Raw genomic sequence first — 17,387 nt, forward strand, 5'->3', positions numbered from 1 at the left:
GGAATCTAGGGTCGGTGTTTCTGCAATGCTCATGGTGATTTCACCAAGCGGGCTTGCATGCCTGCAATGAATGCCTACCCTCTCCAGATGCTTGATGATTGGAACGACCTCAAACTGGTGCTTGCGGTTGCGCGAGAAGGTGCGCTGACCCGCGCAGCGACATCGCTGCAGATCGATCACTCGACCGTGTACCGCCGGCTGAAGGCGGTGGAACAGCGGCTCGGCACCAGACTCTTCGAGCGCAGCCCGGGCGGCGACTATTGCCCGACGCCCGCCGGCGCGCAGGTCGCTGCCGCGGCCGAACGGATCGAGGCCGAGACTCAGACACTCGATCGCGCAGTCTCGGGCCGCGACCAGCGGCTTTCCGGACGGCTGAAGGTCACTTCCTCCGAGACGCTCGCCTATCGCATGCTCACCCCCGAGATCGCCCGCTTCCGCGCCGCGAATCCCGGTATCCAGGTAGAGCTCGCCGTGGACAATCGCGTGCTCTCGCTCTCGCGGCGCGAGGCAGACATTGCCTTGCGGCCCATTCGCCCGCGCGAAAACGAGCTTTGGGGGCGAAAGATCGCCGACGTGGCCTGGGCCATCTACGCCGCCAAAAGCCTTGCGCCGACGGATCCGGCCGATCCTTTCGGAGGGCATCCGGTCATTGGCTGGGGCGAAGAGGTGAACAACATCGGCGCTGCAGACTGGGTGAACCGATCTGCGTCGAGCGAGCGAATCGTCTTTCGTTCCTCGAGCCTGGTGAACCAGTTTGTCGCCGTGCGTGCCGGGATGGGTGCTGCACTTTTACCCTGTTACCTTGGCGACGGCGAGCCGGACCTCCAGCGTATCGGCTATCCGCTGTCCGACCTGCGGGGCGAGATGTGGATCGTCACCCATTCAGATCTGCGGACAACCGCCCGCGTGCGAGCTTTCTTCGATCTCGTAGGCGAAGGATTGCTTGCAAAGCGTGCGATGTTCGAGGGGCTTACCGACACGATAACGGACAAGTGACCCCTTTCCGCATGGCGCGGACAACGCAAAGAGATACGCCATATCGCTGTCCGATCATCCACTCGGGTTCGATAGCTCTCTGCCCAAGGCCAGGAGTTCGAGTCCAAGAGCATCAACAGGTCCGATTCCGGCAGAGGCTGCCAGACTGGCCGACAATCGGGGTACCGGAACGCACTCGACCAACTCAATTGGTCGAAAGGGAGCAAGATGCGATCAAGCCACCGGCAACGGTGATCCGGCTTTCATTGATCGACAACAGACAGGCAAGTCACCCCAGCCTCGGCCTTGGCAAATTCACTTACGTCGACGAGCACAATGGCATCCACAAGGTTCGCGACGATCTCGGCGGTCCTTGAATGGGCAATCGGCATGATCGCCGTCCGATCGACGAGCAGGACATTCCCGGCAAAGGGTTCGGTATCGGCGATGTCCACGAACTGCATGGGACTGAAGATGGACGGATCCACCCATTGCCGGTTTCCGACGATAACGCCCGGGGCGACACACGTCACCGCTGTCTTGAGGTGCAACGCCTTCGTCATGGGAACGGCAACGACGTCATAGCCGAAGCAGCCGACCAGGGCTTTGAGTTGGTCGATACCCGCCCGGTTGCTGCGTGACGACAGGCCGACATAAAGCCGCTTTCCGACGCGCAAGATATCACCGCCCTCGAGGGTTCCGGGGGCCTCGATCGATGCGCTTTCGCGATCCAGGCCGAGTTCGCCGACGGTTGCGCCCCCCTCTGCTTCCCGCGATGCGACACCAAGGCGCATGGCGATGACGATCTCGGGCAAGCAGAGCAGCGTATCCTCGATGAACGCGCAATCGGGATGGCCCTCAAGCGCCGGAAACATGATGACGTCGGCGCCGGCATGGTGCAGCGCATCCGCATAGCTTTGGTGTTGCCGGACAGCGAGTTCCATATCGATGGGAGCGCGATCCATGAAGGTGAGTTCGCAGGCCGAGGCCATGTCAGGCGATGGCGTGCGAAGATAGGCCGTGATCCGCCGGGTCATGCGCAGCGCAACCAGTTGGCCCGGTCGAGCGCGGCTGCCGACCCCCGCGAGAGGGGATTGTCCGGCCGCTCGATCTCCCAGACAAGATGGAGCACCTTCCAGCCCGGCTCCGTCCGTAAAAAGGTGTAGTAGTTCACGCCGCGCTCGAAGATGGCTCCCCCGGGTTCGTGCCGGGACACGTAGGGACTGACCGCTGTCGCCAGCATGCCGCCAGTTTCATAGCCGGATATCACACCTTGATCGTAGAAATCGATCCGCCGAAACCGCTCGGATGCCCGCGCGAACCATTCCTCGACACTGAGGTTTCTGAAGTCGAGCGGGCCGCTGCGGCCGGAATAGACCGTCTGGACTCTGGCATCCGGCCAGAACAGCGATCTTGCGTCATCCCATCGCCTCGGACTGTCGGCGGGGCCGGAGACGATATCGTAGAGTGCAGCTATGATGTCCGCCGGATCCGGGCTTGCAGCGGGGGCGCGGCTCGTCATCGGTGGCTACCTGTCGTCATGATCAGCTTGCCGCCCGCATGCCCCGTCGCCAGGAGCCTGTGCGCCTTGCGCGCGGTATCGGCGGACAGCACCCCCATGTCCTGAATGCGCGGCGGCCGGATTAGCCCTGCATCCACTTGCGTACCCAGCCAGTCGAAACCCTTGCGGAAGAAACAAAGGGCGTCCCGGCCGACAAGGCGAGCGCCTGCACTAAGCTCGACGAAGTGGAAGGATAGCGAGCGCATGGACATCGGGCTGGCTGTCTCGTCCCACAGGTTCAGCGGGAAATCCGCAGGTTCCTCGACGATCGAGACGACATGGCCATCCACCGCAACGGTATCGAATGCCAGCAGCTTCATCGCACCGCCCACCGTGTCGAACGCAATGTGCGGGCGATGGCCTCCCGCGCGATCGAACACCGCCGCCGCGAGCTCCTTGCGGCTCAATCCGCGATATCGGACGATACGATCCGGATCGAGCCCCAGCTCATCGACAAGATAGGCAGCACTGCGATCGCTTCCCGCGGTTGCAACGATGGGGGAGGCTCCGGCGTGCTGCGCCAGCTGCACGATCATCGCGCCGACACCGCCGGCAGCCCCGGTCACGAGCACCGGCATGCCAGCCGCGACTTGGGCCTTCTCACACACGCACTTGTAGGCGGTCAGCCCGACGACGGGCATCGCGGCGGCCTCTAGTGCCGAAATCGTACGCGGCCGCTTGGCGACGAGCAGCGAGGGCAGACACAGATATTCAGCATAGCTGCCGTTGCTGGCAAGGCCGGCCTGGTAACCCCAGACCCTGTCACCGGATGCGAGATCACAGATCCCCTCGCCGATAGCGTCGATCGTTCCGGAAAAGTCGCGGCCCAGAACCGCAGGGAGTTTTTGTCCCAACTCGCCCCGCCGCCAGGCCAGATCAATCGGGTTGACTGACGTCGCCTCGATCCTGATCCGCACCTCGCCGGGGGCGGGATCGGGGATCGGCCAGTATCCGTCCTCCAGCACATCCGGCCCGCCGAACGCGCGGATTACGACAGCTTTCATCAGATCGTCCATATCCCGATCCTAAGGATGCCGCCCGTCACTCCCAAACGAGTAATCTTGCAGTTCAGATTAGTTTTGGTTATCTGAAGCGATGCGCGAAACAGCAAAGTCAAGGCTTCAATCGGTCTCGCTGGGTGCGCTGCGGACCTTCGAAGTCGCGTCGCGCCACCTGAGCTTCAAGGCAGCGGCAGGCGAATTATCCGTCACGCCGGCTGCCGTCAGCCAAGGGATCAGGACGCTGGAAAACCAGCTCGGCCTCCTCTTGTTCGAGCGTTTCAACCGTGCCTTGCGCCTGACTGATGCAGGCGCCTTGCTCGCGCGCGATCTCGGCCCCGCCTTCGAGCGGATCGAGGACATACTCTCGCAATTACCCCCCCGATCGTGATGCACCCGGCCGCCGGAATACCGTCCATCTGGATGTGCTGCCCTCATTTGCAGCGAAATTTCTCGCGGCAAGGCTTGCGGACTTTCACGCGTCGCACCCCGGTGTCGGGCTCAGCATCGAAGCGTCCGACCACTTGTCAGCGGACGGCATCAATCGCGGCTTCGATCTCGCCATTCGCTACGGGCCAGGGCCCTATCCTGGCGTTCATGCCGAACCGCTCGTGTCGGGCGGGAAAATGGTCGCCGTGTGCGCACCCCACATGATCGAGGAGGCCACGAAGGCCCTCGAAGGCCCCATCCAGGCCAATGCGCCGCTGATCCACACGTCCCGGCCGGAGGGTGCCGATCCCGATACATCCGCCTCCTGGCCGTCATGGTTCAAGACGCACGGCATTCCCCTGGCCGGGTCACTGGATTGCTATCCTTCATTCAGCAACGCGCATCTGGCGATCGACGCGGCGATCGCCGGTCAAGGCATACTGTTAGCGCCATACTTCCTGCTTGCCGACGATCTGACAGCAGGGAGGCTTGCTCTCGCGTCCGACAAGAGCATGACCGATCCGAGCACCCTGTGGCTGGTGCGACCGATTGAAAGGCGAGCGAAATCCGCCGTACAGGGCTTTATCGATTGGCTGACCCTGCGCCTTTCGACGGCCCTCGGCGTGTCTGGCCAGTGACGTCAGCGTGAACGCGCGGCCAGGATCGCCCGGTTGCGCTTGTCGAGCGCCATGAAGGACTTGAACGGCACCGCAGCCTCGTTCGTGTGTCCCTCGTGGCCGAGGCTCCAGAGCTGTTCGTAGAACCACGCCATCCCGGCAAATCCGTTGATCGCCTTCATCAGTTGTAGGCGCTTGAGGAAACCGAGCCAGCCCGGGATCACTTCAAGCCGGTCCTCATAGCGCGGCAATTGGGCAAGCCCTTCGATCAGGCGGCGCGGGGCATCGGTCATCACGCACATCGGGCGGCCGATGCCGATCACGTCCGCTGCCCCGCCCTCGATCGCCTGCGCCATCGCCGCCCGGCTGCGGAAGCCGCCGGTGACCATCAGCGGGATGCTGACTTCGGCCTGCATCGCCTGCGCGAAATCGACGAAGTAGGCCTCGCGCGCGGCGGTCGAGGGGGCGACGTTCTGTTGTTCGACCGCCTCCATCCCCTCGATCCCGAGCAGCTTGGGCTGTTCATAGGTACCGCCCGAAATCTCGATCAGATCGACCGAGGCGGCCTCCAGCCATTTGACCACCGTCAGGCTGTCGGCAAAGTCGAAGCCGCCTTTCTGGAAATCGGCGCTGTTGAGCTTGACCGCGACCGGGAAGGCCGGCCCGACCGCAGCTCGGACCGCAGCGACGATCTCAAGCAGGAAGCGCGCGCGGTTCTCAAGGCTCCCGCCGTAGTCGTCGGTCCGGTGATTGGAGCGCGGGCTGAGGAATTGCGAGACGAGGTATCCGTGCGCGGCATGGATCTGGACGCCGGTAAAGCCCGCGTCCTGACAGGCCTTGGCGGCAATCGCCCAGCGCGCGACAAGATCGCCGATCTCGGCAGTCGTGAGCGGCACGGGCTTGCCGAACTGCCCGCCGGGAAGCGCCAACTGCACGGCAGAGGCGGACTTCGGTGCCGGATTGACGGTCTTCTGCACCTGCCGCCCGCCGTGGCTGATTTGCGCCCACAGGTGGTTGCCGCCACGCGTCCCGGCCCTCGCCCAACCCGCGAGCGCGGCCGCCATCGCCGCGTCGGGGACGCGGTCGATCACGACATTGCCGGGGCGTTCGAGGTGGTCGCGATCGACAATGACATTGCCGGTGATGAGCAGCCCCGCCCCGCCATCGGACCACAGACCATAAAGCCGTTCGAGCTGCGCCGTCGGGATACCGTCCGGCGTGGCAAGTCCTTCGGTCATGGCCGCCTTCGCGAGTCGGTTGGGCAAGGTGGCGCCGCAGGGTAGCGTCAGGGGCGATTCGAGCATGCAAAGCCTTTCGAACAGGGCCGAACTGGCATGAGCTAAAGCGCTTTCGGCATCGGGAAAAGTGTTACTGGCCGGTCTGCTCGATGCTGTCGACAACTTTATGTAGCGAGCGCTTCACCTTGATTGTGATGGTTAACGGGCCTTCGGCAAGCCTTTCCAAATATTGCGGAAAAACTCGCGCGTTTACCCAAGATTATCCGTGAAATTCCGAGTTTCGCCCTGATCGATGCAGCTGGGCGAAAGGATGGAGCATGGCGAAGCGGACAGTTACGGCACGGATGCAAGAAATGACGGCAGCGCTGGTGGCCTGCCTGCTGCTCGCCGGCTGCGGCGGCGGAGACGAGGCCAGCGCGCCGCCCACGGCCGGTGCGGCGCCCGCGCCCACGCCTTCGACCCCGCCGGTCGCAGCGGCCGCGCCCATCGGGCAATGGCGCGAACTCATTCTCAACAACGACGGGTCGATCAACGCGGCTGAATATCGCCGCGTAGCCAATGCGTTCAACACGCCCGAGATCGTCAATTACCGGCTCGGCCCGACTGCCACCGACTTCGGGACGGCAGCAGAAACATCGACCGTCTTCTAGCCAGAGCCGAACGGGCTGTGGAAGGGCGGGGTCAATCAGGCGCTCGCCGATCGCTTCTGTGTGACCCCGGACAAACTCCCGCGCAGCGATGCCGAGGACCGGGCGCTTTACGGCGAGGGCTATTCCGGAGGCGGCGGCTGGCAGATGGCCGGGCAGATGCTGTTCAACCCCGATGCGAACGCACCGAGCGATTTCAGCGCAGGCGTCGCCAACATGCGCGCCTTCGATGGTGCAAGGGCGATCCGGGGCATCATCCCCGGAGTCGAGGCAACGGGGGGCGGCCAGACCGAGGCCCTCTGTCTGCGCATGCGGGCGGAATGGACGCCCGACTGGTGGAACCGCAACGGCATCTCCACGCCGACGTCAACGGCGATCCCGGGTCTGCGGCAACGATACCCTGACCTTCCGCTGCCCGCAGTTGCCACGGCGCGCGGCCAGATCCAGACCTCCGTGACCGGGTTTCTGGCCTTCCGCAATGGCGTGATCGCCGCCGCCGGGACGGGCAACGACAGTTACACCGGGATCGGCAACGAGGTTCTTCCCGTGCTGCAATTGCCCCCAGGCAAGGTTCCGACCGGGCTGGCGCTGTCCGGAATGAACGAGTTCCTGTTCGTGACCGTGTGGGATACCAACGCGGTCAAGGGCCAGCTGGCGGTGATCGCGGTCGGCCCTCAGGATCCCGCCAACATCGGACCTGCCGATACGGGACGCTTTGGCTGGGGCGTGCAGAGCTGGCCGACGATCCGCGGATTAAAGCTGCTCGGCTTCGTCGACCTGCCGATGGCGGCACCGACGAGCGTTTCGGTGGCGCTGTCCTCCGGCACGAAATCGTTCCGCGGCTACAACACCTGGCGCGGCCCCGAGCTGACAACGGATGCCGGCCGCGCCGAATGGAACGCGCGCAGCGTGCTCGATTACGACGCGTTCCTGCCGCAAGAGACGCATTGGAAGAACCTCGCCGCCGCCGGCTACGTCGCGGTCGGCTCCCGCGCGGAAAACAAGGTGGCGATTGTCGACCTGCGCCCGCTCCTGACCTTCTACCGCACCATGTATCTGACGACGCAGGCCAACTGGAACCAGACCGCGAACAGCAACCAGGGCCCGGGCGACAACCAGTGGCCCTATACCTTTGCCGCGCGGCCCGAGCAGATGCCGAAGGTACTTGGCACGATCGAGGTCCAGCAGCCCACCGCCGTCTTCGCCCGCCAGAAGCGGCTCGGCGCGAACGCGCGGTCGGGCCGGGTGGTGCAGGAGCGCTGGAATGAGCTCGGCAAGCGCCTGACCATCGCGACGATGGACGGCAAGATCCGCCAGTATGACGTGACCTCGCTCGTCAACCCCACTCGCACGCCGCAGATGCCGACCGCGACCATCGCGGAATGGCAGACCGGTGCCAATCCCGTCCAAGTTACGGCACCCATCGCGGGTGACTTCCTCAGCGACGATATCTTCGTCGTCAGCCGGGGGACGCGGCGCATCTATGTCAACGACTGGCGCGGCCAGCCGCTGGCGACCTTGCAGGATTCGCGGCTCGTGGACCCGGTCAACATCGCGATCGGCCCGAACTATGCCGGCTACGCTGGCAGCGGCGCCAACAACGCCCTCAACGTCCGTGCGCTCGCGGTGCTCGATTACAACGGCAAGATCGTCCACAGCTACGGCATGAACATCGGCAATTCTGCCGGTTGGCCTGCCGAGCAATGGCCCTTCCGCCCGCCAAGCGGCACGCAGGCCCAAACCTTTCAGTACGGCTTCGGCAACAGGCTGGCAGGCAAACCCTTCATGTTCAGCTTCGACGAAGTGATCTGACGCCCATGAACAGTATCGCGCAGCGTGCCGGAGCATGTATTGCAGCATTCGCCCTGACCTTTCTTCGCCCTGACCTTTCTTGCTGCCTGCGGCGGGGTCGACGGTGGGGGCGCACAATCGACCGCATCCGTCGGTGGAGCGGGCATGGATACCGGGAAGCAGGATTTCCTTCTGCTTTCCGGCAGCCCCGTGATCGCCGCCGCGCGTAGCCTCGGCAGTCCGGCGCGCGATATCGCCGGAGCGCGCCGGCCGCAGGGCGCGGGAGTCGATATCGGCGCTTTCGAAAGCTTCTCGGAAGGGCCGCAAGGGGGGACCGATCATCATGGCACGCGAAACCAACCGGGCAGGCTGTCCCGACCCGGACAAGGAACCGTCGGTCGTGGCCCTGCCCGGCGCCGCGCGCCAGCGGGTCCGGCAGGGGCCGCTTGCCAACACCTTTGTCGCCCGCACCAAGCTGTTGGCGGCGCGAGCCCGGTCAGAAATCGACTCCCAGGCTTAACTGCACCGCACGCGCATCGATGAAGCCGTAGACGCCGCTGCCAAAGACGTCCCAACCGAAGGTATTGGCGAGGTTGGTGGCGCTTAGTCGCGCCTGTGCAGGCACATCTCCGAGCCGGAAGCCGTAGCGCACGCCCGCATCGAAGACGGCCCGCGCCGGCACGCGCACGACATTGCTGCTGGTCGCCACGACCGAGGATTGCGCCCGCACTCCGGCGGACAGGGTGACGCCCTCGGCAACGGGCGGGCGCCAGTCGACAGCGAGGTTGAAGCGGCGGTCGGGGCGGCCCACCGCCTCGGTCCCTACCAGCCCCGCCTCCACCGCCGGGCCGCGCACCCTGGAATCGCCTATGATCGCGCCGCCCACCACATCGAGCCGCGGCGTGATCGCGCCCGACAGACTCACCTCGATACCCCGGTTTGCCGTGCTGCCGAGCTGGCTGAACGCACCCTGCGGGTCGAACTGGAAATAGGGGCGGCTCAGATCATAGGCTCCCACGATCAGGCTGAGACCGGGCTTCAGCTTCCAGCGCAAGCCGATATCGTATTGGCGGGTCCGGCTGGCGGGCAGCGGCGCGTTGCGGTTGGTCGCGCTGCCCGGCGCAGCGCCGCTGTCCTCCAGTCCCTCGGCATAGCTGGCATAGGCCGACAACCGCTCACCCAGCCGCACTGATCCGGTCGCGGTGAGCAGCACCGGGCTCGCCCTGCCGACCAAGGCCGCGCCGTTGCCGGGAACGGCGCGCTGGCGGTAAGCGGTCTTCTGGAGGCCGAGATTGAAGTCGACACCGCCCCGCCAGCTGAAGGCGTATCCTGCCGCGATCGTGCCCTGCCGGATCTGGTTGAGGTCCTGTGCTCCGAACGCGGGGGCCGGACGCGGCGCAGGCTGCGGCGCGCCGATTACGATCCGGCCCAGATCGACGAACTGGCTCCCGCCGAACAGGCGCTCGCGCAGGCGCCCGCGCAGCGACAGCGTGAAGGTGTGTCGCACATCGCCGCTGCCGAAAGCGCGGTCGAGCCGCAGCTCACCGCTGGTCGATCCGTTGCGCGCAGGCGGATCGGTGACGATCAGCTGGCTCGCGGTCGAATCGGGAGTGACGTCGAGATAGAGATTGGCGAAGCTCGCCGGGGCGTTGGAGACCGACCGGAATATCCCTGCCCGCAGCCGCCAGCCACCCTCCTGCCATTTGACGATCGTGCCAAAATTGAAGCGGTTGCGCGAATTCTCGGCCCAGTCCGGCCCGGTGAACAACAGGCGCGGGACGCGCGGGGGCAGGTATTCGCCCGAGGTGATATAATCGGGCGGGCTCTGTGCCTCGCGCATCGCCAGATAGGAGAAGAAGGGCACCACCTCGAGACTGTCCGAGGGTTTCCATTCGAAGGTCGCGCTTCCCGAGGCGATCCAGTCGGTGGTGCCGTTGCCATAGGCCTCGCGATAGGCCCCCGCGCCCAGCGCCGCGCCCAGGCGCGGGGAAAGCCGGACATCGGCGGTCGCTTCCGAGACCAGGAAGCCAAACGTGTCGGTCGAGGCGAACAGGCTGCGCCCCGGGTCTGCCGCAGGTCTGCGCAACCGGATGTCGACCACACCCGAGGGCGCAGGAAAGGCAAAGCCCTGCGCCGCGATCCCGACGCGGATCGTGGTGGTCGATCGCAGCAACGAAGAGGGCAGCGTGACCGGGTCGAAATAAAGATCCTCGAGCCGCACATTGCCCGCGTCCACGGCCGAAAATCCGCGCACATCATCCGAGCCGTAGAGCCCGATATTCTCGCGCCCGATGCTGGTGCCGAAGGCATCCTCGGCGGCCTGCAGCGCATTCTCGGTCGCGCGCTGGGCGTGGAGCGGCGCTGCGGCGACACCTGCGAGCAGCGCGGCGGCAATTGTTGATTTATTCATCGGAGAGGGATTCTGGCCTGTTGAACGAGGCGCTTGTTTCCCTCGCAAATCCTGCGATGACTATCGAATTGGTTCGCGATACATATGAAGAAAACTCAACGATGAACTCGCGTGCTTCGCTCAGTGTCTCGCTCAACGCACTGCGGGTGTTCGAAGCTGTGGTGCGGCTCGGCGGCGTGAACCCGGCCGCCGCCGAGCTGGGGCTGACGGCCTCGGCGATCAGCCACCAGTTGAAGGCGCTCGACGCGGCGATGCCACTGCCGCTGCTCCGGCGCGAGGGACGAAGGGCAGTGCCGACCGTCCAGGGTGCAAAGCTCGCCGCGCACCTGGGCGCTGCCTTCGCCGCGATCGACGTTGCCCTCGACGAGGTGCGCAGCGCACGGCAGGTGATGACGATCAGCGCCTATGACAGCTTTGCGGTCAACTGGCTGCTCCCGCGCCTTGCCCGCTTCACCGAATCCCGACCCGAGATCGATGTCCGTCTGGCGACGTCGCCGCGCCTGCTCGATCTCGAGCGTGAGCGGATCGATTGCGCGATCCGGCTCGGCCCGGGCGGATGGCCGGGGATCGAGGCACAGCTGCTGGTGCCACAGTATTTCGGCCCGCTGGTGCGCAGCGACCGGGCGGACGGTGCAGCGGTCCCGCGGATCGTGTGGGTGGGGAGCGAAGACGATTGGGACCCTTGGCCGCAATGGCAGCGGGGCGGTCAGGAAATCCGGGTGATGTCGCGCGAGCTGGTGATCGGAGCGGTGATGTCAGGCACGGGCATGGGCGTGCTCGACCTGGTCCTTATGTCGGACCGGATTGCCAACCGGGAGGTCACCGTGGCGGGTCCGCGTCATGCCTCGCCGTGGAGCTATTACCTCGCCCTCCCCGCCGGCCGCCCCACCCCGCCTCACGTCCGGGCCTTTGCCGAGTGGGTGCGCGAAGAGATGGCGCAGACCGAGCGGTTCCTGAGCGAAAATGTCGGGTGACGACGGCTTGATCATGTAACGGCGATGCCGCTGCGCCGTGCCGCATCGGTTCAGCCCGCGGGAAGCTTGAGGTAGAGCTCGCTCGATCCGATGTTGATGATCCCGGAAAAGCCGCTGAGGATGTCCTGCCCGACAACCCCGTCGATCTCGGTGCCCGTGGCCGCTTTCAGCCGCGCGACCACGCTGTCGAGATTGGTGCTGTAGACCTGCGTCAAGGGCACGGCCCGGCCGCCGAGCGCGATACTTTCGATCGGATGGCTGGTGATAGCGATATTGCCCCCGGCGCCCGCGCCCTGCTCTTCGTCGGTCGCTGCGCCGAGCCCGAACTTCGCCAGCCGGTCATGCCGCACCACCGTCGCACCAGCGCCGGAGTCGAGCACGAAGGTGCCAGCCTGTCCGTTGATCACCACATCGATGATCTCGTGACCAGTGGGCAGCTTGGTGAGCTTGAGGACCGTGAAGCCCTGGCTCGCGAGGAAGCGGCCGACTTCGCTCGGTTCGGGCGGTGCAGCCGGTGCGGGCGCAGGCAGGACCATGGCAAGGGCGACGAGGACAAGGGCAAAGGGACGCATGAAGAATACCTCACAAATAGGGAAGGAAGAAAGGATGGCCGACCGGCGGCACGGAGTGGTCAGATGATCTTGCGCAGGCTGAAGCTGATCACTCTGCCGAGCGGATCGAGATAGGCCGGCTGGTAGCTGAGCGGCACGGTGCCTGCCGCATCGCGCACCTGCGGGCGGGTGTTGAACAGGTTGGTGACCCCGAGCGACAGGCGGGTGCCCTTCAGCCATGCAGGGGGCTTCTTGCCGCCGACCGCTTCGGAGAGGTTGGCGAAGAGGTTGAAGTTGACGATCGCATAGTCGTCGAAGCGTAGGTCGCTCGCGGGCTGGCCCGGATCGCGCACGGCAGTCGCGCTGCGCCAGTTGGCAGAGACCCGCGCGCCCCAGCCGTTCTTGAACGCGCCCGCCTGGAGATCGACCTCGTGCCGCCGCCTGCCGCCGAGAAAATCGACCGCGCCGCCATCGAGCAGATCCAGCCGCGGGCCGCCGCGGCGCAAGGTGAGCTCGTCCTCGAGAAACCAGTTGTGATAGAGGCTGAGATATAGGCGGCTCGTCAGGTTGGCCGCCCCTTGCGCGGTTTCGCTTCCGGGTTCGGCGCGGACCACGGTGGCGTTCGGGAACAGCCGCTTCACCTCCGCCTCGCTGGTCACCACCTTCACCCGCGCATCGCGCAGGAAGTCAGGCACCTTGCCGAGCGGGCGGGTGAAATTGACGCCCCAGCGCAGCTGCTGCTGGCGCGCCTCGGCAAAGTTGACCGCGCGGGCATCGATCTGTTGCAGGCCGCCCGCCTGATCGCGGATAAAGCGCTCGGGAAAGGCCGTCTCGATCAGCGAAGTAAGGATTGGAAAGGGGGAAACCGGATTGTCGGTTCGGCTGCGCACGTAATCGGCGCTGATGCTGAAGTCGGTCTTGTCCAGTGGCCGCAGCGTCACACCGAGCCGGAACAGGCGGCGGTCGTCATTGGCAAGTGCAGGGTTGCCGCCGGTGACGCGGTTGATGTCGACCACTTCGCGGCGGACGAAGTCGAAGGTGCGAAGGTTTGGCGTGACCAGCGTCGGCCCGCCCAGCTGCTCGAGCGTCGGCGCACCCTCTTCGCGCGTGAACGAGGCGACGAGATCGATGGCCTTGGCCGGCGACCAGTTGAGACCGAAGCCATAGGTCCACAGCGTTCCCGCGTCCGACAGTCGGTCGTAGGCGACATTGGCACTGAGCGTCAGATTGCCAAGCGGCGATGCCTTCTCGTCGGTGCGGCTCAGAATGGGGATGGCGACATCCGCCTGCACGCCGCCCCGGTCGCGCGACAGATCGGCCAGCGTTGTGGCGCCGGCAAAGTTGGCCTGGCCGGTGAAGTCGCGGAACTCTCCCCCGATCCGCAGGCTTGCCGACAGCGGGCCCGCTGGCAGCGTCGCAACCGGCCCCGAAGCGAGGAAATCGGCATTGAACAGCGTATCGGTCGAGAGCGCAGCGTCGCGCCGTGACGGCGTATCCGCCGCATCGGTGAGCACCTCGCCCTCGGCCCGGTCGAAATTGCCGAGCGCGGTCCATTGCCACCGGCCAAGGCGGCCGCCGATGGTGGTGCCGAAATGCACCAGCGTCTGGTCGCTGTCGCGCCGCAGGATCCGCCCCTGCCCGCGCCCGAGCAAGCTCTCGTTGCGGCTGACGTCGACCCGCCCGTTGAGGGTTGCCGAGATGTCCTTGAGGACATGCCCGCTGAGCACGCCGTTGACGCCGAAGCGCTCGTTCTCGGGGAGCAGCGTGCGGACCTCGGCTAGCTCGGGGGTTGCAGCAAACTGCTGCACGTCGCGCTCGCTTTCGCGCAGGTTGTCCGCGTGCGAATAGGTCGCGCCGAGCGCGATGCGCGTGTCGCCGGCGATCCGCAGATAGTCGGCGTTGCCAATGGCGGTTTCCCGCCCGCCTTCGCCCGGGGTCAGAAAGCTCGCCTGCCCCACTTTCGACTGGTAGCGGGGGAAGGTGACGATGTTCACCACCTTCTGGTCCGCCCGGTAGCCATATTGCAGCGCGAGTTCTTCGGGGAAGATCTCCATGCGCTCGATCGCTTCGGAGGGGATCCGTGCGATCTCCGCGAAGTCGGAGACGCGCCTTCCGTTGAGCAGCGTCACCGGCGGTGCGTCACCCCGGCCGCGGTTGCTGGCGGTCTGCGAAGCGATGGTATCGAGCAGCGCGCCGATGTTCTCGGCCCCGAAGGCGCGGATGTCGAGCTGGCTGAAGCTGCGTTCGGGCGGAATATCGCTGTTCACCGAGCCACGCGGGCGCTCGCCCGACACGACGATGCTGTCGGAATTGGCCGACGCATCGCTTGCCGTAGCCGCGCTCTCGTCAGCCTCCGCCGTGCCCGCCGCCGCTTGCGCGGCCTCGCGCGCTTCGGGGGGGAGCTGATCACCAAATTGTTCGAGCAGCTTTTTGGCGAGTTCTGGCGGCAGGGGCTTGCCGTCAAGGGTCTGGACCCGCACCGTCGGCTGCGCTCCGGAGGTGCCGGGCGGGGGGAGCTGGTCCTTCAGCCGCTCCTCAATATGCTTTGCGAGCTCCGGGGGAAGCGGCTTGCCATCGGGTCCGTAGAAGACCCGCTTCGGCGGAGCTGTGGCTTCGCTTTCCCCTTCCAGCTTCGCGTCGCTTGCCGCCGGTGGCGCCTTCGTCTCTTCAGCCGCCTGCGCCAGGACCGCGCCCGGCGCCGTGCCCACCAGCAGTCCCGCCGCAATGCCGCACCATCTGCCTGTCACACCAAATCTCCAAGTTTGTGAACCTGGCGGGGACAAGAGCAGTCTTGCGTATCGACCGGATGGCGCGGGTGTAACGGCTCGTGATACGCCAATGCTACAAAGCCCTGCTATCCCGGCCGCCATGACGCCCCTGCCCGATTCCCCGAGCGCGATCCTCGTCGTCGACGACGATGCGAGCATTCGCGATGCGATCGCCGATTTTCTCGGGATGCACGGCTATGCGGTGCGCGCGGCGGAGAATGCGGCGGCCTGCGAGCGCGCGCTGGCGGCAGCGCCCGCGGACCTGATTGTGCTCGATGTCATGATGCCGGGCGAGGACGGGCTGTCGCTGTGCCGGCGGCTCGGCGCTAGCGGCACGCCGATCCTGATGCTCAGCGCGCTCGATGCCGTGACCGACCGGATCGTGGGGCTGGAGGTCGGCGCATGGGATTACATGACCAAGCCCTTCGAGCCGCGCGAGCTCTTGGCCCGGGTGCGGGCGCTGCTGCGACGTCCTACCACTGAACGCCTTGAGCCGATCGGTGGCGCTGGCGATGCTCTGACGTTCGCAGGCTGGTGGTTCGATGTCGAGCAACGACGCCTGCGCGATCCGTCCGGGTGCGCGCTTGTTTTGACCGAGGGCGAGCACGCGCTGCTCGCCGCCTTCGTCGGGCGGCCGGGGCGAATCCTGTCGCGCGATGTCCTGCTCGATCTTGCCCGCGGGGTCGATGCCGCGCCTTATGACCGCGCCATCGACATCGCTGTCAGCCGATTGCGGCGCAAACTCGCCGAAGCGGACCCGGCCCCGCTGATCGAGACCGTGCGCGGCGCGGGTTATCGGTTCCTTCCGACGGTGCAGCGGGCATGAAGCGCGCACCCAGCGCCCTCGTGTCGATCGGCGGCTTCGGGATCGCGGTGGCGGTGCTGAGCGTCACCGCCACAGCGGTCATCGTGCTCGCCGCGCCGCCGCCTCCGGCCACGCGGATCGTCGCGTCAGAGGCGGTTATGGCGCTGCGCAGCGAGACTACCGGGTTCGAGCGGCGCATCGCTGCCGCGCCGCCTTCGGGCGCTCGCATCCCCATGATCGAAGGCCTGCTTGCCGCCGAACTCGGCAGGCCCGCCGATGATCTGCGCGTGACACGGCTCGACGCGGCACCCGACGTCGCGGTCAGTGTCCGGACTATGCCGAAGGAGGAGGCAGTGCGCATGTTCGGCAAGGACCTGCCCGATACCATCGTTCTGCGCGAACGCGATATGGCGAAGCTCAAGGTGGTCGAACCAGCGGCCGCGACGGGGGCCTTGCGGCAGGTGCTGCTCGATCTGCCCCTGCCGGCCTATGCCGCCAGCCTGAAACAGCCCGACGGCCGTTGGCTCGTGGTCCGGCCTGCCGAGCCGTTCCTCGGCGGATGGCAACGCAGCATCCTCATCGCGCTGGCCGTGAGCCTGCTGCTGCTGGCCCCTCTCGCCTGGTTCTTTGCGCGGCGGCTGACCCGCCCGTTCCGCGCGCTGGCGGGCGCGCTGGGGAGCGATGCCTCGCTGATACCGCAGGAAGGCCCGCGCGAATTGCGCGAAGCGGCGGCCGCGATCGCCGTGATGCAGAACCGCCTGGCCGAAGAGGCGACCGAGCGGGCGCGCATGCTGACCGCCATCGCCCATGACCTGCGCACTCCTCTCACCGGTCTGCGCCTGCGGATCGAAGGCGTGCCCGAGCCGCAACGGGCGCGCATGGTGCATGATGTCGAGCGGATGCAGGCGATGATCGGCGAGGTGCTCAACTTCGCCCGCGACGCAGCCGCACCGGCCGCGCTGATCGACGTGCGCGCGGCACTCGAACTGATCGTGGACGAGATGGATGCAGGGCGAGGGATAATCCGGCTCGAACCGGGCGAGGACGGGCAGATCCGGGTCCCCGGGCCCGCCTTCCGCCGGGCGATCGAGAACCTGCTCAGCAATGCCGTGACCTACGCGGGTGGCGGCACGGTCGGTATCGCGCATTCGCAGGGTGAAGTTGCCATTTCGGTGCGCGACGAAGGACCGGGCATTCCCGAGACGGACCGGGAGCGGCTCCTGCGCCCCTTCGAACGCGGTGAAGCCTCGCGCAATCGGGACACCGGCGGGGCAGGCCTGGGGCTGAGCATCGTGCACAATTTCGCGGCGCAGCATGCTGGCGCCTTCGAACTACGCGATGCACCAGGCGGTGGAACAACAGCGATACTGCGTTTGCCGGCGGCGTGAACTCCAATCGCGGATCGGATTCGCGGATGGGGCCATCGGCCGATGATCCGCCTGCCTGCCGTTCACGGGAGAGAAAAGTGGTAGCGGAGGAGGGACTCGAACCCCCGACACGCGGATTATGATTCCGCTGCTCTAACCGGCTGAGCTACTCCGCCCCAAGGGCATCCGGCGGGTGGTCCGGCCGGATTCGGCTCCGGGTGTCGGCCCGGGCGAGGCGCGCACTTAGGGCGGGCGG

The 17,387-nt window shown here is 66.1% G+C and carries 16 protein-coding genes, 1 tRNA gene and 1 pseudogene; 10 read left to right on the forward strand and 8 right to left on the reverse strand.

The window, feature by feature from the left end; genetic code table 11:
• Positions 1–87: 87 nt before the first annotated feature.
• Positions 88–996: a LysR family transcriptional regulator gene (locus tag BZF57_RS14455; RefSeq protein WP_086739377.1), complete on the forward strand. Its 909-nt coding sequence runs from the start codon at positions 88–90 to the stop codon at positions 994–996.
• A gap of 242 nt (positions 997–1,238) precedes the next feature.
• On the opposite strand, the gene BZF57_RS14460 is transcribed toward BZF57_RS14455, so the two are convergent.
• From BZF57_RS14460 to BZF57_RS14470, 3 genes are read right to left on the reverse strand one after another with little or no spacing between them, the layout of a single operon-like run.
• Positions 1,239–2,012 carry a dimethylarginine dimethylaminohydrolase family protein gene (locus BZF57_RS14460; protein WP_086739226.1) on the reverse strand — a complete coding sequence of 258 codons (774 nt, stop codon included), beginning with the start codon at positions 2,010–2,012 and terminating at the stop codon, positions 1,239–1,241.
• Positions 2,009–2,497 (reverse strand): hypothetical protein, encoded by a 489-nt coding sequence (locus tag BZF57_RS14465; RefSeq protein WP_086739228.1) that lies wholly within the window; start codon positions 2,495–2,497, stop codon positions 2,009–2,011. The genes BZF57_RS14460 and BZF57_RS14465 overlap by 4 nt, the downstream gene beginning before the upstream one ends.
• Entirely contained in the window at positions 2,494–3,552 is a 1,059-nt protein-coding gene (locus BZF57_RS14470) for a quinone oxidoreductase family protein (RefSeq protein ID WP_086739230.1), read from the reverse strand. Before BZF57_RS14470 ends, BZF57_RS14465 begins: the two co-directional genes overlap by 4 nt.
• 79 nt (positions 3,553–3,631) lie before the next feature.
• On the opposite strand from BZF57_RS14470, the gene BZF57_RS14475 reads away from it, so the two are divergent.
• Together BZF57_RS14475 and BZF57_RS14480 are read left to right on the forward strand one after the other, a co-directional pair.
• Complete coding sequence (locus BZF57_RS14475; protein WP_086739232.1) at positions 3,632–3,925, forward strand: LysR family transcriptional regulator; 294 nt, start codon at positions 3,632–3,634, stop codon at positions 3,923–3,925.
• A complete protein-coding gene (locus BZF57_RS14480) occupies positions 3,840–4,601 on the forward strand; it encodes a LysR substrate-binding domain-containing protein (protein ID WP_086739234.1) in 762 nt (253 codons plus the stop codon). Before BZF57_RS14475 ends, BZF57_RS14480 begins: the two co-directional genes overlap by 86 nt.
• Positions 4,602–4,603: 2 nt before the next feature.
• Here BZF57_RS14480 and BZF57_RS14485 read toward each other — a convergent pair whose 3' ends face one another.
• Positions 4,604–5,884: an NADH:flavin oxidoreductase/NADH oxidase family protein gene (locus BZF57_RS14485; RefSeq protein WP_086739236.1), complete on the reverse strand. Its 1,281-nt coding sequence runs from the start codon at positions 5,882–5,884 to the stop codon at positions 4,604–4,606.
• 251 nt (positions 5,885–6,135) lie between these two features.
• Here BZF57_RS14485 and BZF57_RS14490 point away from each other — a divergent pair, with 251 nt between their 5' ends.
• From BZF57_RS14490 to BZF57_RS21140, 4 genes and pseudogenes are all read left to right on the forward strand, one after another.
• Complete coding sequence (locus BZF57_RS14490) at positions 6,136–6,468, forward strand: hypothetical protein (protein ID WP_143738510.1); 333 nt, start codon at positions 6,136–6,138, stop codon at positions 6,466–6,468.
• A 60-nt stretch (positions 6,469–6,528) separates the two neighbouring features.
• Entirely contained in the window at positions 6,529–8,277 is a 1,749-nt protein-coding gene (locus tag BZF57_RS14495; RefSeq protein ID WP_086739240.1) for an NHL repeat-containing protein, read from the forward strand.
• A 144-nt stretch (positions 8,278–8,421) separates the two neighbouring features.
• Positions 8,422–8,553 (forward strand): annotated as a pseudogene (locus tag BZF57_RS21785) (choice-of-anchor Q domain-containing protein); the annotation flags it as partial.
• 46 nt (positions 8,554–8,599) lie between these two features.
• Positions 8,600–8,776 carry a hypothetical protein gene (locus BZF57_RS21140; RefSeq protein ID WP_156076260.1) on the forward strand — a complete coding sequence of 59 codons (177 nt, stop codon included), beginning with the start codon at positions 8,600–8,602 and terminating at the stop codon, positions 8,774–8,776.
• Here the strand turns inward: BZF57_RS21140 and BZF57_RS14500 are convergent.
• Positions 8,753–10,666: a TonB-dependent receptor domain-containing protein gene (locus BZF57_RS14500; RefSeq protein ID WP_086739242.1), complete on the reverse strand. Its 1,914-nt coding sequence runs from the start codon at positions 10,664–10,666 to the stop codon at positions 8,753–8,755. The two genes, BZF57_RS21140 and BZF57_RS14500, sit on opposite strands and share 24 nt — an antisense overlap.
• A gap of 101 nt (positions 10,667–10,767) precedes the next feature.
• Here BZF57_RS14500 and BZF57_RS14505 point away from each other — a divergent pair, with 101 nt between their 5' ends.
• Positions 10,768–11,640 (forward strand): LysR substrate-binding domain-containing protein, encoded by an 873-nt coding sequence (locus BZF57_RS14505; RefSeq protein WP_162291020.1) that lies wholly within the window; start codon positions 10,768–10,770, stop codon positions 11,638–11,640.
• 50 nt (positions 11,641–11,690) lie between these two features.
• Here BZF57_RS14505 and BZF57_RS14510 read toward each other — a convergent pair whose 3' ends face one another.
• Entirely contained in the window at positions 11,691–12,212 is a 522-nt protein-coding gene (locus BZF57_RS14510; RefSeq protein ID WP_162291021.1) for a retropepsin-like aspartic protease, read from the reverse strand.
• Positions 12,213–12,271: 59 nt separating this feature from the next.
• Positions 12,272–14,938 carry a TonB-dependent receptor domain-containing protein gene (locus tag BZF57_RS21270; RefSeq protein ID WP_162291022.1) on the reverse strand — a complete coding sequence of 889 codons (2,667 nt, stop codon included), beginning with the start codon at positions 14,936–14,938 and terminating at the stop codon, positions 12,272–12,274.
• A 121-nt stretch (positions 14,939–15,059) separates the two neighbouring features.
• On the opposite strand from BZF57_RS21270, the gene BZF57_RS14515 reads away from it, so the two are divergent.
• Positions 15,060–15,785 carry a response regulator gene (locus BZF57_RS14515; protein WP_086739248.1) on the forward strand — a complete coding sequence of 242 codons (726 nt, stop codon included), beginning with the start codon at positions 15,060–15,062 and terminating at the stop codon, positions 15,783–15,785.
• Positions 15,782–17,152, forward strand: coding sequence for a sensor histidine kinase (locus BZF57_RS14520; RefSeq protein ID WP_086739250.1), 1,371 nt, complete (start codon positions 15,782–15,784; stop codon positions 17,150–17,152). The genes BZF57_RS14515 and BZF57_RS14520 overlap by 4 nt, the downstream gene beginning before the upstream one ends.
• Positions 17,153–17,230: 78 nt before the next feature.
• Here the strand turns inward: BZF57_RS14520 and BZF57_RS14525 are convergent.
• Positions 17,231–17,307: transfer RNA gene (locus BZF57_RS14525), tRNA-Met, on the reverse strand.
• Positions 17,308–17,387: the final 80 nt, after the last annotated feature.

Origin of the sequence: Erythrobacter colymbi (assembly GCF_002155685.1) — a bacterium.
GTDB lineage: Bacteria > Pseudomonadota > Alphaproteobacteria > Sphingomonadales > Sphingomonadaceae > Erythrobacter > Erythrobacter colymbi.

Excerpts from the sequence above, each read along its gene's own strand:
- BZF57_RS14455 (WP_086739377.1), top strand. The coding sequence starts at position 88 with ATGCTTGATGATTGGAACGACCTCAAACTGGTGCTTGCGGTTGCGCGA.
- BZF57_RS14460 (WP_086739226.1), bottom strand. The coding sequence starts at position 2,012 with ATGACCCGGCGGATCACGGCCTATCTTCGCACGCCATCGCCTGACATG.
- BZF57_RS14465 (WP_086739228.1), bottom strand. The coding sequence starts at position 2,497 with ATGACGAGCCGCGCCCCCGCTGCAAGCCCGGATCCGGCGGACATCATA.
- BZF57_RS14470 (WP_086739230.1), bottom strand. The coding sequence starts at position 3,552 with ATGGACGATCTGATGAAAGCTGTCGTAATCCGCGCGTTCGGCGGGCCG.
- BZF57_RS14475 (WP_086739232.1), top strand. The coding sequence starts at position 3,632 with ATGCGCGAAACAGCAAAGTCAAGGCTTCAATCGGTCTCGCTGGGTGCG.
- BZF57_RS14480 (WP_086739234.1), top strand. The coding sequence starts at position 3,840 with ATGCAGGCGCCTTGCTCGCGCGCGATCTCGGCCCCGCCTTCGAGCGGA.
- BZF57_RS14485 (WP_086739236.1), bottom strand. The coding sequence starts at position 5,884 with ATGCTCGAATCGCCCCTGACGCTACCCTGCGGCGCCACCTTGCCCAAC.
- BZF57_RS14490 (WP_143738510.1), top strand. The coding sequence starts at position 6,136 with ATGGCGAAGCGGACAGTTACGGCACGGATGCAAGAAATGACGGCAGCG.
- BZF57_RS21140 (WP_156076260.1), top strand. The coding sequence starts at position 8,600 with ATGGCACGCGAAACCAACCGGGCAGGCTGTCCCGACCCGGACAAGGAA.
- BZF57_RS14500 (WP_086739242.1), bottom strand. The coding sequence starts at position 10,666 with ATGAATAAATCAACAATTGCCGCCGCGCTGCTCGCAGGTGTCGCCGCA.
- BZF57_RS14505 (WP_162291020.1), top strand. The coding sequence starts at position 10,768 with ATGAACTCGCGTGCTTCGCTCAGTGTCTCGCTCAACGCACTGCGGGTG.
- BZF57_RS14510 (WP_162291021.1), bottom strand. The coding sequence starts at position 12,212 with ATGCGTCCCTTTGCCCTTGTCCTCGTCGCCCTTGCCATGGTCCTGCCT.
- BZF57_RS14515 (WP_086739248.1), top strand. The coding sequence starts at position 15,060 with ATGACGCCCCTGCCCGATTCCCCGAGCGCGATCCTCGTCGTCGACGAC.
- BZF57_RS14520 (WP_086739250.1), top strand. The coding sequence starts at position 15,782 with ATGAAGCGCGCACCCAGCGCCCTCGTGTCGATCGGCGGCTTCGGGATC.